Source organism: Arthrobacter sp. TJ-254 (assembly GCF_058269175.1).
The window spans coordinates 197,805-212,964 of the sequence record NZ_JBZCNF010000001.1 but is presented as its reverse complement, the minus strand read 5'-3'; the positions used below and the strand labels follow the sequence as shown (position 1 = coordinate 212,964).

Genomic DNA, 15,160 nt, shown 5'->3' with positions numbered 1-15,160 from the left:
GTTACCTAAAAAGCAGGTCCGCCAGGATATTGACGGAATTGAGGAGGGATTGTCCCTTGGATTTCGAGTATTCGGTATAGACGATCTCTACGGGATGCTCCGTCCAGCGAGGCTTGAGGGTGGAGAGCACATGGATCAGTTCGGAGGCGTGGGCCATCCGGTTCTGGGTGAGGTGGAGGTTGGAGGTGACCTGCCGGTTGAACGCGCGGAGACCGTTGTGCGCATCGGTGAGGTGCATGCCGGTGCTCCACCGGATTTGGACGGCGGCCGTGCGCAGCACAATGCGCTTCAAGGGCCCAAGCTTCGTCCTGCCATCGAGGAACCGGGAACCGAGCACCACGTCGGCTTCACCCGACTGGATGCGCTGAACCATGGCCTCCGCATCGGCGACCCGGTGCTGGCCGTCGGCGTCGAAGGTGACGACGCAGCTCATCTCGGGGTCCTGCAGCACATACTCAAAACCGGTCTGCAGGGCCGCGCCCTGGCCAAGGTTCACGGGGTGCTGCACCACCACGGCGCCCGCAGCCCGCGCCGCTTCGGCCGAGGTGTCGGTGCTTCCATCGTCAACACAGACGATGTTGGGAAACACCGGAAGCAGGTCCTTGATGACGGAGCCGATGATGGGAGCCTCGTTGAACAGGGGGATCACAATCCAGGTACGACTCACTAGGCCAGTATCGCATAGCGCGGTCTCCCTGCCCGATTCCGGTGCCACCCCGGTGCTCACGGTGCCGCTTCCTCAAAGCAGTTGGTCAGCTGGTAAAGCCTTGCTTCGCCGACCTTTTCAACAAGGCTGTAGCGGGAGTCTTCCGCATTATCGAAGGCGGGATAGGCGAAGGCCTCGTCGAAATCGAGAAGATAGTTGTCGCCGAAATCCAGGACAAACTCAATATCCAGCTCACGGGCCGTGCTGCACGTTTCCGAACCGGCATCGGCGCTGTCGGCGCTCTGCGCGACGCTGGCCAACGATTCATCCGGTTTGGTCATGTGGTACTGGCTCACCTCAAGCCCGGTGTAGGAGTAGGCGAGGGCTCCGCCGTTCCAGGGGTTCACTCCGATGACGCTGTCTTCGGGCACAAGGCTTGGCAGCTTGCCGATCAGGGCCCGTTCGTCGAGCGTGAGGATGTCGGCGTACTTGGGGTCGAAGCTGTAGGCCCGGCGGACATCCTTGGCCGAATCGTCCATTGCCTGCGAGAAGGCCCCGGGTATCACGAGCGCCAGCAGCGCGGCGCCGATGACGACGGGGGCGGCCCGCTTGAGTCCGACCGGCAGCCCGGCGCGCGCCTTGACGGCGTCGGTGAGCCGCGCGGCGAGCCAGGCCGCCCCCGCCACGGCGAGAACCACACTGATCATCGGCAGCAGCGCGGCAAGGCGCGGTGCGTCCTGGTACCAGCCGCCGGTCAACGCCATGCGCACCGGCCCCCGGGGAACGGACGCGACAACGATGTAGAGCGTTGCCAGCACGGCGAACCAGCCAAGGATCCACCAGGACTCCCGCTGGCGGAACAGCGTCGCCACACCGATCAGAATCGCCGCCGCAAGGACCCAGGTGGTGTGCGTGCTGCTTGCCGAGCCGGTGAGCGCCTCCCCCAGCGCCGCGCCGCCCGTGGTGAAAGGGTTGCGGCTGTCGTAGCTGAGGAGCAGAACCTTCCAGAGCACGACGAACACGGCGGCAACGCCCACCAGGACCGCGGACTGGATCAGGTGGTACCGCCGGCCGCGGGCCTCCCGGCGGGCTCTGGTCCACCACCGCGCCCAGGCCGCGAGCCCGACCGGAGCGAACAACGCCATGAGCGCCACGAGCCCGTTGGGCTGGGCGGTGCCCAGCGCGGCGCAGCTTGCGGCCAGGGCGGCGATCAGCCCGCCGGTGCTCATGCCCGTTGGCCGGCCGAGGCCGAAGAGAGCTGCAAGGAACCCCGCCGCTACGGGAAGGACCGCGTAGGACAGCGTGTTCGGGAAGAGCGGGCCGAACTCGAAAAGGGCTGTCGGAAAGGCGGGGAACGAGGCGGAGGCGACACCGGTCAGGGCGAGCGGGAACAGCCGCGCACCGAAAAGGATGTAGGAGAGGAAGATGCACGAGAGCGGCCAGACGACCGCCGCCACCGCGATGTTCACCACGTTGCTTGCCACGGGTATGGCCAGCCCGGTTCCGTCGACCACCAGGGCCGTGATCGAATGCCAGGCGGACGGGTAGATGGCCAGTGCCTTGCTCGGCGAGATCATCCTGCCGAGGGTGAGCATAGAGGCGTTGTCGGTCTCGAGGATATAGCGCACCGCATTGAGGTGGAAGACGTTGTCGTACCGCTGGGAGAAGTGGTCCGGGCGGTCGATTCCGAACTTCAGCTGCTGCCCGATGACAACGGCGGCGAATGCGGCGCCCGCAGCCATGCCGAGCAGCCCCCGCCACTGCCAGGCGCCCGGCTGCCGTGGGGGTCGGGAGCCGATGAAGCGCGCGAAGAGCCACGCGCCCGCCGCAATCGCCACGGTCCCTGCAGCCAGCAGCGGAATGCTCCAAGGGACACCGAGGACGCCGCCGGCGATTCCGGAGGCCCCAATTGCGCCCACGCCCAGGGCCGGGGCGGCCGCAATGAGCGGCACCCCCCGCGCACCGAGCGCCAGGGCGATCAGCCCCCCGGGCAGGAAGAGCACGGAGAAGACGAGGGCAAAGGCCGGTAGGGTATCGGACCAGGACATGGGGAGTGCCTAGCCTTCGCCGCGCAGGCGGGCGACCGCTTCATGCACGGGGGCATCGAGGATGATCCGCCCGTGTTCGAGCAGCACCCCGCGCCGGCAGATCGACGCGACGAGGTCGAGGTCGTGGCTGACGACCACAAGGGTCTTTCCGGCCTCCGCCAGTTCCTTGATCTTCGCGATGCATTTGCGCTGGAACGGTTCGTCGCCAACGGCAAGGATCTCGTCGACGAGGAACACCTCGGGGTTGGTGTGGACAGCGACCGAGAACGCAAGCCGCAGGTACATGCCCGAGGAGTAGAACTTCACCTCGGTGTCGATGAACTCGCCGATCTCCGAAAATTCGAGGATCTCGTCGAAGCGCTCCTCGATCTGCTGCTCCGACATGCCGAGGATGGCGCCGTTGAGGTACACGTTGTCCCGCCCGCTGAGATCGGGGTGGAATCCGGCGCCCACCTCGATGAGTCCGGCAACCCTTCCCCGCGTCCGTACGGTCCCGGTGTCGGGGAGCATGACCCCGGAGATGTGCTTCAGGAGGGTCGACTTCCCGGAGCCGTTGAGCCCCAGCAGAGCGACCGATTCCCCCTGCGCAACGTCGAGGGTTACGTCGTGCAGTGCGTGGAACTTCTTCGACAGGTCGCCTTTGCGCCCCTTCATGATCCACACGAACGCCTCTTTGATGGAGCGGGTGTGGCGCAGGACGAACTGCTTGGAAATGCTGCGGACTTCGATAGCTGTTGCCACTGGTTAGAGCTCCTGCGCGAAGCGGCCTTCAAGCCGCCTGAAGGTGAATTGGCCAGCTACGATCACGACGATCGCGGTGAGCAGGGCAATGGGAGTCCACATGAAGATCAGGTCGGGCGGAACCACGCTGGCCGGATCGGTCGCGGAGGAGGTGGTGGGCGCCCAAAATGCGTAGTGGAACAGTTCGACGGCGATCGTGAGCGGATTGGACAGGTAGATCGTCAGGAGCACCTCGCCGGCGGCGGGGCCGAAGGCATCGCGCAGCCCGTCGCGCACCATCGTCCACGGGTACAGGACGGGAGATGCCCAGGTGGCGATCATCAGCAGCATGTCGACGAAGTTCTCGGAATCGCGGAAGTAGACGTTGACCGACCCGAAGAACAGGCCGAGCCCGATGGCGAGCATCGCCACGATCGCGAAGGCGACCACTCCCGCAATGAGCTCGGGGATTCCCGGGCGCCACCCGGTGAAGAGGCAGGCTGCGAGCAGCACAAGCAGCTGCGGGAAGAAGTGGACAGCCGATACCCACACCGACGCGACGGGGAAGAGCTCGCGGGGCAGGTAGATCTTCTTGATCAGCCCGCCGTTGATGACGATTGAGCGCGATGCGTTGCTCAGTGCCTCACTGAAGAAGTTCACAAGCACGATGCCGGCGAACAGGTAGATCGGGTAGTTCTCGGTGTTCTTGTTCAGCCCCAGGAAGATGCCCAGCGCGAACCAGAAAACAAAGAACTGCACTCCCGGCTTCACGTACGACCAGAGCAGCCCCAGGACCGATCCGCGGTAGCGGACCTTGAGTTCTTTCGATACAAGGAGCTTCAGCAGGTAACGCGATCGGACGACGTCTCGGAGACCACCGCCCAGGCCGGGAGTGGTCAGCGCTTCAGAGGTCAAACCGCTTGCCTTCACCCGAAGAGTGCGCATCGAACGTCCGCTTCCATGATTCAAACGAGGTGATGTCCGCCGCGGCCGCCCGGTACTGGTTCTTGAGCTGCGGCCACTTCCTGAGGATTTCCGCGTTGAGCTTGCCGGCCTCGGCCAGCAGGCTCCGCAGTTCGCGCGGATTCCGCTGGTACCAGGACGCCCCTGTGCCCTCGGCGTTCGAGACGACGGCGCTGTCGTACTGCGACATGCGCCACCACTTGTTGTCCTGGTGGGGAATGAACGCCTGCGGCCGCTGTGTGCTCAGCGGTGCGACGGGCTTGCTGAGCTGCCGCGCGATGGTCTTCAGCGCCCACGGCACGAGGGTCGTGTAGGAGGGCGCCTTGAAGCCGCGGCCGTGCCGCGGGGGCTTGTCCATCTTGGGGGCCGGGAAGGCGTCCGGATCCTCCTTGAACTGCGCGTCGGAGTGCTCCGCCGCCATGGCGCGGATCTCCGGCAGCTTCGTCGCGAGGATCGAATGAAGCTGGTCAGGGCCCTTGAGGACGTCGCGCATTGCCATGACCCGGCCGCGCGCGGTGTAGTACTGCATCGACACCAGGTGCTTGATGTCCGAGTAACCTGACTCCTTGACCACCCTGCCGCCGTGCTCGTAGGGGCTGTGGAGGAGCGCGGCGATCATGCGGTTGCGGGTGTGGAAGTAGGCCTGCCAGCCCACCATGTCATCCTTGTCCACCCATGAGACATGCCAGACGGCCGCTCCCGGCATTGAAACGGTCGGGTAGCCTGCGGTTTTGGCCCGCAGTCCGTATTCGGCGTCGTCCCACTTGATGAAGATCGGCAGGGAAAGCCCGATCTCCCGGATGATCTTCGTGGGGATGAGGCACATCCACCAGCCGTTGTAGTCGACATCGATCCGGCGGTGCAGCCACGGCGTGTGGCGGAGGTTCGACCGTACGAAGTCGTGGCCCAGTACCTGCTCGGCGACCGGCTGGTCCGGCTGGAACCGGTAGGGGTTCACGATCTCGCCGAAGGTGTGGAGAACGGTGCGGTTGTACAGGTCGAACATGTGCCCGCCGACAATGGTCGGCGTCTTGCAGTGGTCCGCGAAGCCCAGGAGCCGGGAGATGCTTTCGGGCTCCATGACGACGTCGTCGTCAAGCAGCAGCGCGTAGTCGCTGCCGTTCTCGACGGCCTCGTACATCCCGCGGGCGAACCCGCCGGAGCCGCCAAGGTTCGCCTGGTCGATGATGCGCAGCTTCCCGCCGATCCGGGCGGCGACCTCGGCGAAGCCGGGCTCGTTGGCGACCTTCTTGGTGCCCTGGTCCACAATGAGGACCTCGCGGATGTTCGTCAGGGCCTCGGGGTGGTCGGCGAGGATTGAGAGGTTGTTCAGGCAGAAATCAGGCTTGTTGAGGGTTGTGATTTCGAGGGTGATCGACCCGGCCGTCGGCGCCTCGCCGGGGGCCTGCCATTCGGCTTCTTCGAGCACCAGGGCATCGGAGCCGGCGACGAGGTCGAACCAGTACCAGCCGCCGTCCCCGAAGGGGTTGAGGGACAGGGTGAAGGTGCTTGTTGCGTCCCCTTCGACCTGCTGGGTCTCGACGTGCTGCAGCGACCCGCGGGCGTTCGACTTGTAGACACTGACCGCGCCCCCGCCACTGGTGCGCACGCTGAGGCTCACCTCGCGCAGGTTGGTCCAGCGCCGCCAGTAGCTGGCGGGGAAGGCGTTGAAATAGGTCCCGAAGGAGATGCGCTCTCCTGCACGGACCAGGGTCGACCGGCGGGAGAGGAAGTCCTCGACGTGGACTTCGCGCGTGCCGCCCTGCGCCTTGGCCCCGGTGGCGGACTGGGCGCTGCCGCCCATCGTGTTGAGCTGCATGCCGAGGGCACTGCCGCGGTCGATGTAGAGCGCCGCGGTGTCCAGCTGGCTCTGGGCCGGCAGGATCACCCGCTGGATGGTGTGCCACGCCGAGGCCTCGGCGTCCTGGTTTACCGGCATTTCGGTTGCCGCGGTTGCACTCATGCGTCCACTCCTCCGCTTTCAAGCTTCTCCCCGCCACTGAAGTGGGGCTTGATCTTGTTGTCGAACATGGTCAGGGCCGAACCGATGGCCATGTGCATGTCGAGGTACTTGTACGTTCCGAGGCGCCCGCCGAACAGCACAGAGTCCTCGGCCTTGGCCAGGTCCCTGTAGGCGAGCATCTTCAGCCGGTCATCCGCCGTGTTGACGGGGTAGTACGGCTCGTCGCCCGATTCCGCGAACCGCGAGAATTCGCGCATGATCAGCGTCTTCTCCGTCTGGTAATCGCGTTCGGGGTGGAAGTGGCGCGGTTCGATGATCCGCGTGTACGGGGTGTCGGCGTCGTTGTAGTTGACCACCGAGGTGCCCTGGAAGTCTCCGGTGTCGAGGACCTCCTGCTCGAAGTCGATGGTGCGCCAGGAAAGCTCGCCCTCGGTGTAGTCGAAGTACCGGTCGACGGGCCCGGTGTAGATCACGGGGACGGTTCCGACGATCGCCTTCTTGTTGAGCGGCTGGGATTCGTCGAAGAAGTCGGTGTTGAGCTGCACCGTGATGTTCGGGTGGTCGGCCATGCGCTCGATCCAGGCGGTGTAGCCGTCGGTGGGAAGGCCCTCGTACTTGTCGTTGAAGTACCGGTTGTCGTAGTTGTAGCGCACGGGGAGCCGCGAAATGATGCCTGCGGGAAGGTCCTTCGGATCCGTCTGCCACTGCTTGCCGGTGTAGTGCTTGATGAACGCCTCGTACAGCGGACGGCCGATGAGCTGGATCCCCTTGTCGTTGAGGTTCTGGGGGTCGGACCCGGCCAGCTCTCCCGCCTGCTCCTGGATCAGGGCCCGGGCCTCATCGGGCGTGAAGTTTGCCCGGAAGAACTGGTTGATCGTCGCAAGGTTGATCGGGAGGGAGAACACCTCGCCGTTGTGGACTCCGTAGACCTTGTGCACGTAGTTGGTGAAGGTGGTGAACCGGTTGACGTACTCCCAGACGCGCTCGTTCGAGGTGTGGAAGAGGTGCGCTCCGTACTTGTGGACCTCGATGCCGGTTTCGGCGTCGCGCTCACTGTAGGCGTTACCGCCGATGTGGCTGCGGCGGTCGATGACCAGTACCTTGAGGCCCAGTTCCGTGGCGGCCCGCTCCGCAATTGTCAGGCCAAAAAAGCCTGATCCTACGACGACGAGGTCAGCGTTCACAAAGTCTCCTGGATTGAGGTGGCGCGGCAGGGAGAGCCCATGCCCGCGGCTCAAGAATACCCGACCATTGAACGGGATCACTCACGCGCCGCCCCCGCGCCCCGCCCCGTTCAGCCCGCCGGTGCCGTGTTTCCGCGCCGCGCACAGGCCAAACCGTGACGGGGGCAGGCACGAATCGCCCTAGAGTTGGAACATGCGCCCAAGAATCCTCTGCATCTCCTTCTCCGACATTCAGGCGGACGCACGCGTGCTGCGCCAGCTCGATATCCTCGCCGAGTTCGGGGAGGTGACGACGCTCGGTTATGGAGCGAAACCTGCCGCAGCGGCAGAGCACCTTGAGCTGGACGCGGCGCTGCCGTCCCTGCCCCAGACGCCCTCCGGCGTCGCCCTCCTCGCCCTGCGTGCCTACGGGCGGGTCGAGCTTGCGGCCCCTGCGGTGAAGGAAGCGTTGAGACTTGCGGCCGGGCGCTCCTTCGACCTCGTCGTCGCGAACGAGGCACGCGCACTTCCGCTGGCGCACGCCATCGCGGACGGCGCGCCCGTGTGGGGCGACATGCACGAGTGGGCTCCGGAGGAACGGGTCCATGTCCTTTCGTGGAGGCTGCTCATCAAGCCCTTCATGACCGCCGTCTGCGCCAAGTACCTGCCGCACACGCACGCGGTCACTGTGGTCAACGACTCGATTGCCCGCCTCTATGAGGAGCAGTTCGGCAGCGCGACGGTGACGGTGCGCAACGCCCGGCCCTTTGTTGACCTTCAGCCCAGCGAAGAGGTGCCGGATGTCATCCGGCTGGTGCACAGCGGCGCGGCGGTGCCCGGGCGCAACCTTGAGGGAATGATCGAGGCGGTTGGGCTCCTCGGTCTGGGCTACAGCCTCGACCTCTACCTCGTGCCCGCCCGCGACGGCGGCAAGTACCTGCGGATCCTTGAATCGCTCGCCTCGGGGCCGAACAAGGTCACGGTGCACCCTCCCGTCGCCCCCGAGGAGCTGCCGCGGGTCCTCAACCACTACGACGTGGGGATCTTCAGCCTCCCGCCGCAGACCCGCAACCACGCCCTGATGCTGCCGAACAAGTTCTTCGACTTCGTCCAGGCGCGCCTGGCGATCGTGTTCAGCCCCTCCCCCGAGACGTCGCGGCTGATCGAAGAGCACGACCTCGGCGCCATTACGAAGGACTTCTCAGCCGAGGCGCTGGCCGAAGCTTTGCGGGGCATGAGCAGGGAAGATGTTTCCCGTTATAAGGCACACACCCACGCGGCGGCCCGTGCGCTGAGTTCCGACGTTGATGAAGAAGCACAGCGCGGAGTGCTTCGGCGGCTGCTGCGGCAGGAGTCCCCCGAATCAACGGTCGGCCACTGAGACGGTAAAGTCGGATCAATGCGTACTTTGAGCGTTGTAGGCGCCCGCCCCCAGTTCGTGAAACTCGCACCGATCGCAGATGCGATGAGGGGCAGGGCCGATCACCTGATCGTGCACACCGGCCAGCACTATGACGAGCTGATGTCCGATGTGTTCTTCAAGGACCTCGGCATCCCCGCCCCCGACTTCAACCTCGGAGTCGGTTCCGGCAAGCACGGCAAGCAGACCGGTGCAATGCTCGCCGGTCTTGAGGAGATCTTCGAGGAAGTGCGCCCCGACTGGGTGCTCGTTTACGGAGACACCAACTCGACGCTCGCCGCCGCCGTGGCCGCCGTCAAACTGCATATCCCGCTCGCACATCTCGAAGCCGGCCTGCGGTCGTTCAACCGGCGTATGCCGGAGGAACACAACCGCGTGCTCACCGACCACGCCTCCGACCTTTTGCTCGCGCCGACCGAGGTTGCGATGCGGCATCTGGCAAACGAGGGGCTTGCCGAGCGGAGCGTCCTCGTCGGTGATGTGATGACCGACGTCCTGTTCGGCACACGATCGCTGCTTGAATCCCGGAGCGAGGCGCTTCCGCTGGGCCTCGAGGCCGGCGGCTACTACGTCAGCACCATCCACCGCCCCGACAACACCGACGACCCGGACCGGCTGAAGCAGATCGTCGCATCCCTGGCTTCGCTCGACAAGCCGGTTGTGCTGCTGACCCACCCGCGCCTTGTCGACCTTGCCGCCCGGCACGGGCTCGACCTCGAGTCAGGCGCGATCCGGGTTGCCTCACCGCTTGCCTACCCGCAGCTGATCAACGCAGTGATGAACAGTGCCGGCGTCGTCACCGATTCGGGAGGGCTCCAAAAGGAGGCGTTCCTCCTGCGCGTTCCCTGCACCACCATCCGGCCCGAGACTGAATGGGTGGAGACGGTGGAACTTGGCTGGAACGTGCTCGTCTCCGACGACCTCGGCTCGCTCGCCTCGGTGGTCCAGCGTCCAATGCCCGGCGCCACCTCCGCGGCGCCTTACGGTACCGGGGAGGCGGCCAAGGCCGTGGTCAGCGCACTTCTCGGGCAGCGCTGACCACTTCGGCTGCGGCACGCCGGCCGGCGAGCCGCAGCGACGCATTGGCCTCGACCCAGGCCGACCGCTCCGCCCGCTTCGTGTCCGGCTCCTCGAGGAACCGAAGCATCGCCTTGGCGACGTCGGCGGCGGAGTAGGCGCTAGCGGCGCCGAGATCGTTGTCGTCGACCATGCGGGCACCGTCACCGACCCCTGCATAAACCACCGGGGTTCCGCAGGCTGCCGCGGCGTAGATCTTCGTCGGCTTGGCGAAGTCGTAGCCCTGGCCGGGCACGATGCTTACCAGCGAGGCTGCAGCACCGCGGATCCAGCGGGCGGCCTCCTCCGGCGGCACGACTCCGCTGAAGACAATGCGGTCCGGAGCCGTTTCCCGGGCCTTGGCCTGCAGTGCGGCCTCCGCCGAGCCCTGTCCGAAGAAGTGGAGCCGGGTGTCCGGGAAGCGCTGCAGCACCTCCGCCATCGCGTCGATGAAGACGTCGGCGCCCTGCCACTCCGACATCGTTCCGGTGTAGACGAAGTACCGGTATCCCGGGTCCGCCGTCGGCCCCTGGGCCGAGAATACGTCGGTGTTAACGCCGTTGCCGACGACGACGACGCTGCCGGGGTCGACGCCGAACTGGCGGGTCTGCTCCGCCACCCCGTCGGAAATGGCGATCACCTTGCGCGCCCGGCGCAGGGCGAGCCCTTCGATGAGCCCCATCAGCTTCACCACCGGCGCGGGCGCGCTCGTTGCGGCAAGCGCGTCGGTCCAGATGTCGGCAGCGTAGTAGACGTAGCCGCGGCGGCGCAGCAGCGAGGACGCGGCAACCATCATGCCCGTCGTCGGGGGCGGCTCGGAGACCACGATGTCGGCGCGGGTGGCAAGGAGCCGGAAGAACAGCGGCAGGTCGAAGCTGAGGTACTGGATGTACCCGCGGACGTTGCCGCTGGCGTCGCGCAGGACCGGCCAGCGCTTCACGCCGTCAGCCGCCGGGCCTCCGGGCCCGGGCGGCCGCGTGGTGAGCACCGACACCTCGGCCCCGGTCTCCTTCAGGCCCCGCGACAGGGCCTCGAGGCGGAAGGCCGCGGCGCCCACCTCGGGCGGATACAGCCGTGTTGCAATGACAGCCTTCAAGCTCACGCAGGCAGGCCGATCGTCGTATTCGTGTTGGCTGCCTCGATCATCGCCTCGGCCACGCGGAGGGTGTTGAGCCCCTCGCGCATCGTCACAGTGTTGTTCGAGAGCCCCAGCACGGCGTCGCGGAATGCCTCGTGTTCAACACGCAGCGGCTCGCGCTTCGTCAGCGCGAGGCGGGTGATGTTGCCTTCGGAGACCCCGCGGAAGTTCGAGACGGCTTCCCATTCCGTGGTGAAGGTTCCGTTCTCGTAGAACGTGAGGTCAGCGGTGAGGGTGTCGGCGACGAATGCACCCTTTTCGCCGGTGACGACGGTGAGCCGTTCCTTCATCGGGGAGAGCCAGTTCACGAGGTGGCTGGTGATTACGCCGTTGGCCAGCTGGCCCGAGGCGGTGACCATGTCCTCGTGGGGCCTGCCGGAGCGGGTGCTGGTGCGGGCGGAGACGGAGGTGAAGGGCGACTGCGCAAGCCACGACGTGAGGTCGATGTCGTGGGTTCCCAGGTCCTTCACGACGCCGACGTCGGCGATGCGCGCCGGGAAGGGGCCCTGACGGCGGGTGGCGATCTGGTAGACCTCCCCCAGGTCGCCCTCAGCGATGCGGGCACGGAGCGACTGAAGCGCGGGGTTGAACCGTTCGATGTGTCCGACGGCCCCGATCAGTCCGGCCGCTTCGAACGCGTCGACGAGGCGCTGGCCGGCTTGGACTGTGTCGGCGATCGGCTTTTCGACGAGGGTGTGGACGCCGGCGGCGGCAAGGGCGAGGCCGACCTTCTCGTGGAGCCCGGTCGGTACCGCGCACACCGCCATGTCGATACCCTGAGCGATGAGTTCATCGACGGAGGCGCAGAGCGGAAGATCCCCTGCGACACCGTGCGGATCGCCGTAGGCGTCGGCGACGGCGACGAGTTCGAGGCCCTCCACTTCGCGGATGACACGGGCGTGGTGCCGCCCCATCATGCCTAGGCCGATGAGTCCGACCTTCAGATCGGCCATCGGTCAGGCACCTGCCTTGGCAAGGGCGTTGACCGCGGTGACGATGCGGTCGAGGTCCTCGGCGTCGAGCGAAGGGTGGACCGGAAGCGAAAGCACCTCGCGGGAGGCGATCTCGGTGTTGGGCAGGTCCTCCGTGCGCTTGAACGAGGGCAGGCGGTGGTTCGGGATCGGGTAGTAGACGCCCGAGCCGATGTTGTATTCGTCCTTCAGGGCCGCGGCAAAGCCGTCCCTGTCCCCTTCGACCCGCACGGTGTACTGGTGGTAGACGTGGACAGCGCCGTCGGCGACCGCGGGGGTTCCCACGCCGTTGATGTTTTCGGTGAGGAACGCGGCGTTGGACTGGCGCTGGGCCGTCCACCCGCCGACCTTCGTGAGCTGGACCCGGCCGATGGCGGCGTGCAGGTTAGTCATGCGCGCGTTGAAGCCGACCAGTTCGTTCTCGTACTGGCGCTCCATGCCCTGATTGCGCAGGAGGCGGAGCCGGCGTTCGATTTCCGCGTTGCCCGTTGAGACCATGCCGCCCTCGCCCGAGGTCATGTTCTTGGTCGGGTAGAGCGAGAACATGGCGAAGTCGCCGAACGTGCCGACCTGGCGTCCGCCAAGCGAGGCTCCGTGGGCCTGGGCTGCGTCCTCGAAGAGGGCGATCCCGTGCTTGTCGGCAAGCGTGCGGTACTCCGCGATGTCGGCGGGGTGCCCGTACAGGTGCACGGGCATGATCCCCTTGGTCTTCTCGGTGATGAGCGATTCCACGTGGCGGATGTCCAGGCAGTAGTGCTCGAGTTCGATGTCGGCGAACACCGGCGTGGCGCCGGTGAGGGCAACCGAGTTCGCGGTCGCGGCGAAGGTGAAGGAAGGCACGATCACTTCGTCGCCGGGACCGATTCCGGCGGCAAGGAGCCCGAGGTGGAGCCCGGCGGTGCCGGAGTTCACCGCAACGGCGGCGCGCCCGTCGAGCAGAACGTCCGAGAACTCCTTCTCGAACGCCGCAACTTCGGCACCCTGGGCAAGCATGCCCGACAGGAGCACCGCGTCAACGGCCTTCCGCTCTTCGTCTCCGACGATCGGTTTCGCTGCTGGAATGAATCCCTTGCTCATGCTTCTACCTCTACTGGTTTAAGTGTTTCGTTCGATTCCACATACCGGTCTCCGGTCTGGGGGCAGACCCACACGCCGTCCTCGGCGCGCAGCGGGTGGCCGGCCGGGCCTACCCAGCCAAGCCGCTTGGCGGGTACGCCGGCGACCAGGGCGTAGGGCGGCACGTCCTTCGTGACAACCGCCCCCGCGGCGACCGTGGCCCAGGCCCCGATTGTCACCGGGGCGACGCAGACGGCGCGTGCGCCGATCGATGCGCCTTTTTCGATGGTGACGCCGACCGGCACCCAGTCGCTTGCGCTCTTCAGGCTCCCGTCCGGGGAGATCGAGCGCGGGTAGGTGTCGTTGGTGAGCACGACCGCGGGACCGATGAACACTCCCTCACCCAGCTCAGCCGGCTCGTAGACCAGGGCGTAGTTCTGGATCTTGGAGTTCGCACCCACGTTGACCCCGGTTCCCACGTAGGCTCCGCGGCCGACGATGCAGTTCTCCCCCAGCCGGGCCTTTTCGCGCACCTGCGCCAAATGCCAGACCTTGGAGCCCTCACCAATGACGGCTTCGGATGAAACGTCCGCGCTTTCCGCGATATAGCTCACGACACACCTTTCTTCCTCAAGAGGACCCCGGCCTAGGCCTTGCCGATGACCCGGTAGACAACGCCGTCCCACTGACCGGCGCTGCTCACGCGGCGGCCGTCGATGAAGGCCTTGATGCCCGGCAGGTCCGCCGGTGACAGCGACGCGTATTCGGCGTGGTTCGCCTGCACGACTGCCGCGTCGACCTGCTCGCCCAGGTGGTACACGTCGAAGCCAAGCTTGTTCAGTTCCTCGTCCGTGTACATCGGATCGTGGACCAGGGCGCTTGCTCCGCGGGCCTTCAGCGCGTCGACGGCGGCGAAGACGCCCGAGAAGGCGGTCTCCTTCACGCCGCCGCGGTAGGCGGCACCGAGGACGACGACCTTCGCTCCATCGAGCGAGCCGTAGGCACCCTCAAGCAGCCCGATGGTGTAGTCGGGCATTCCGGCGTTCGCTTCACGCGCTGCCCGGACGACTGTGGCCGCGGGGTCGTTCCACAGGTAGAGCCTCGGGTAGACCGGGATGCAGTGACCACCGACGGCGATACCGGGCTGGTGGATGTGGCTGTAGGGCTGGGAGTTCGACGCTTCGATGACCTGGTAAATGTCGATGCCCACGGTCGAGGCGTAACGGGCGAACTGGTTGGCGAGGCCGATGTTGACGTCGCGGTACGTGGTCTCGGCAAGCTTCGCCAGTTCGGAGGCTTCGGCGGAGCCGAGGTCCCAGACGCCGTTGCCCCGCTCGAGGTCGGGGCGGTCATCGAAGTCGAGGACGGCTTCGTAGAATTCGACGGCACGCTTGGCGCCTTCGGCCGAAAGCCCGCCGACGAGCTTGGGGTACTTGCGCAGGTCCTCGAAGACGCGGCCCGTCAGTACACGCTCGGGAGAGAACACGAGGTGGAAGTCCTGGCCTTCGACGAGCCCCGAGCCTTCCTCGAGGGCCGGCTTCCACCGGCTGCGGGTGGTGCCCACGGGCAGGGTCGTCTCGTAGGAGACAAGCGTGCCGGGAGTGAGATGCTTGGCCAGCTCGGCGGTTGCTCCGTCCATCCACCCGAAGTCGGGCTTCGCCTCGGCATCGACGAACAGGGGAACAACGAGGACGACGGCGTCCGCACCGGGCACCGCGTCGGCGTAGTCGGTGGTTGCCCGAAGCCGGCCGGCGGGGACGAGCTCCGAAAGCTTTTCCTGCAGGTGTGCTTCTCCCGGGAAGGGCTCTTCGCCCTTGTTGATCAGATCGACCACGGTGGCGTTGACGTCAACGCCGACCACGTCGTGGCCTTTTGATGCGAACTGGACCGCCAGAGGCAGACCGATCTTTCCCAGTGCGATAACAGCAATCTTCACAGCAGAGTGACCTTTTTCTCGATTTTTGAGGGCTACGCCTTCGATGGCATCGGAAGCAAGCCTATAGGCAGGGCCTTAGA

Annotated in this window: 13 protein-coding genes; 2 read left to right on the top strand and 11 right to left on the bottom strand. The window is 66.0% G+C overall.

Features of this window, described 5'->3' with window-relative positions; genetic code table 11:
- Position 1 precedes the first annotated feature (1 nt).
- The 6 genes from AC4D14_RS00965 to glf are packed head-to-tail and all read right to left on the bottom strand — an operon-like array spanning position 2 to position 7,524.
- A complete protein-coding gene (locus AC4D14_RS00965; RefSeq protein ID WP_490899705.1) occupies positions 2–667 on the bottom strand; it encodes a glycosyltransferase family 2 protein in 666 nt (221 codons plus the stop codon).
- Between the two features lie 56 nt (positions 668–723).
- Positions 724–2,694 (bottom strand): DUF6541 family protein, encoded by a 1,971-nt coding sequence (locus AC4D14_RS00960; protein WP_490899703.1) that lies wholly within the window; start codon positions 2,692–2,694, stop codon positions 724–726.
- 9 nt (positions 2,695–2,703) lie between these two features.
- A complete protein-coding gene (locus AC4D14_RS00955) occupies positions 2,704–3,435 on the bottom strand; it encodes an ABC transporter ATP-binding protein (RefSeq protein WP_490899702.1) in 732 nt (243 codons plus the stop codon).
- Between the two features lie 3 nt (positions 3,436–3,438).
- Complete coding sequence (locus tag AC4D14_RS00950) at positions 3,439–4,359, bottom strand: ABC transporter permease (RefSeq protein ID WP_490899701.1); 921 nt, start codon at positions 4,357–4,359, stop codon at positions 3,439–3,441.
- A complete protein-coding gene (locus AC4D14_RS00945) occupies positions 4,319–6,340 on the bottom strand; it encodes a glycosyltransferase (RefSeq protein WP_490899699.1) in 2,022 nt (673 codons plus the stop codon). The genes AC4D14_RS00950 and AC4D14_RS00945 overlap by 41 nt, the downstream gene beginning before the upstream one ends.
- Positions 6,337–7,524, bottom strand: a complete 1,188-nt coding sequence (glf, locus tag AC4D14_RS00940) for a UDP-galactopyranose mutase (RefSeq protein WP_490899698.1) — start codon at positions 7,522–7,524, stop codon at positions 6,337–6,339. The genes AC4D14_RS00945 and glf overlap by 4 nt, the downstream gene beginning before the upstream one ends.
- A 193-nt stretch (positions 7,525–7,717) precedes the next feature.
- Here glf and AC4D14_RS00935 point away from each other — a divergent pair, with 193 nt between their 5' ends.
- Positions 7,718–8,884: a glycosyltransferase family protein gene (locus AC4D14_RS00935; protein ID WP_490899697.1), complete on the top strand. Its 1,167-nt coding sequence runs from the start codon at positions 7,718–7,720 to the stop codon at positions 8,882–8,884.
- A gap of 18 nt (positions 8,885–8,902) precedes the next feature.
- Positions 8,903–9,961, top strand: a complete 1,059-nt coding sequence (gene wecB / locus AC4D14_RS00930; protein ID WP_490899696.1) for a non-hydrolyzing UDP-N-acetylglucosamine 2-epimerase — start codon at positions 8,903–8,905, stop codon at positions 9,959–9,961.
- Here wecB and AC4D14_RS00925 read toward each other — a convergent pair.
- Genes AC4D14_RS00925 through AC4D14_RS00905 form a run of 5 tightly spaced genes read right to left on the bottom strand, consistent with a single transcriptional unit; the run spans position 9,936 to position 15,080 of the window.
- Positions 9,936–11,081, bottom strand: a complete 1,146-nt coding sequence (locus AC4D14_RS00925; protein WP_490899695.1) for a glycosyltransferase family 4 protein — start codon at positions 11,079–11,081, stop codon at positions 9,936–9,938. The genes wecB and AC4D14_RS00925 overlap by 26 nt on opposite strands.
- Positions 11,078–12,070 carry a Gfo/Idh/MocA family oxidoreductase gene (locus tag AC4D14_RS00920; RefSeq protein ID WP_490899693.1) on the bottom strand — a complete coding sequence of 331 codons (993 nt, stop codon included), beginning with the start codon at positions 12,068–12,070 and terminating at the stop codon, positions 11,078–11,080. Before AC4D14_RS00920 ends, AC4D14_RS00925 begins: the two co-directional genes overlap by 4 nt.
- A 3-nt stretch (positions 12,071–12,073) precedes the next feature.
- A complete protein-coding gene (locus AC4D14_RS00915) occupies positions 12,074–13,165 on the bottom strand; it encodes a DegT/DnrJ/EryC1/StrS family aminotransferase (RefSeq protein WP_490899692.1) in 1,092 nt (363 codons plus the stop codon).
- On the bottom strand, positions 13,162–13,758 hold the full coding sequence (locus AC4D14_RS00910) for an acyltransferase (RefSeq protein WP_490899691.1): 597 nt from the start codon (positions 13,756–13,758) through the stop codon (positions 13,162–13,164). Before AC4D14_RS00910 ends, AC4D14_RS00915 begins: the two co-directional genes overlap by 4 nt.
- Positions 13,759–13,790: 32 nt before the next feature.
- Positions 13,791–15,080, bottom strand: coding sequence for a nucleotide sugar dehydrogenase (locus AC4D14_RS00905; RefSeq protein ID WP_490899690.1), 1,290 nt, complete (start codon positions 15,078–15,080; stop codon positions 13,791–13,793).
- Positions 15,081–15,160: the final 80 nt, after the last annotated feature.

What these genes read in the sequence shown, in the direction of transcription:
- AC4D14_RS00960 (WP_490899703.1), bottom strand. Translation starts at nt 2,694, where the DNA reads ATGTCCTGGTCCGATACCCTACCGGCCTTTGCCCTCGTCTTCTCCGTG.
- AC4D14_RS00950 (WP_490899701.1), bottom strand. Translation starts at nt 4,359, where the DNA reads ATGCGCACTCTTCGGGTGAAGGCAAGCGGTTTGACCTCTGAAGCGCTG.
- AC4D14_RS00945 (WP_490899699.1), bottom strand. Translation starts at nt 6,340, where the DNA reads ATGAGTGCAACCGCGGCAACCGAAATGCCGGTAAACCAGGACGCCGAG.
- AC4D14_RS00935 (WP_490899697.1), top strand. Translation starts at nt 7,718, where the DNA reads ATGCGCCCAAGAATCCTCTGCATCTCCTTCTCCGACATTCAGGCGGAC.
- wecB (WP_490899696.1), top strand. Translation starts at nt 8,903, where the DNA reads ATGCGTACTTTGAGCGTTGTAGGCGCCCGCCCCCAGTTCGTGAAACTC.
- AC4D14_RS00920 (WP_490899693.1), bottom strand. Translation starts at nt 12,070, where the DNA reads ATGGCCGATCTGAAGGTCGGACTCATCGGCCTAGGCATGATGGGGCGG.
- AC4D14_RS00915 (WP_490899692.1), bottom strand. Translation starts at nt 13,165, where the DNA reads ATGAGCAAGGGATTCATTCCAGCAGCGAAACCGATCGTCGGAGACGAA.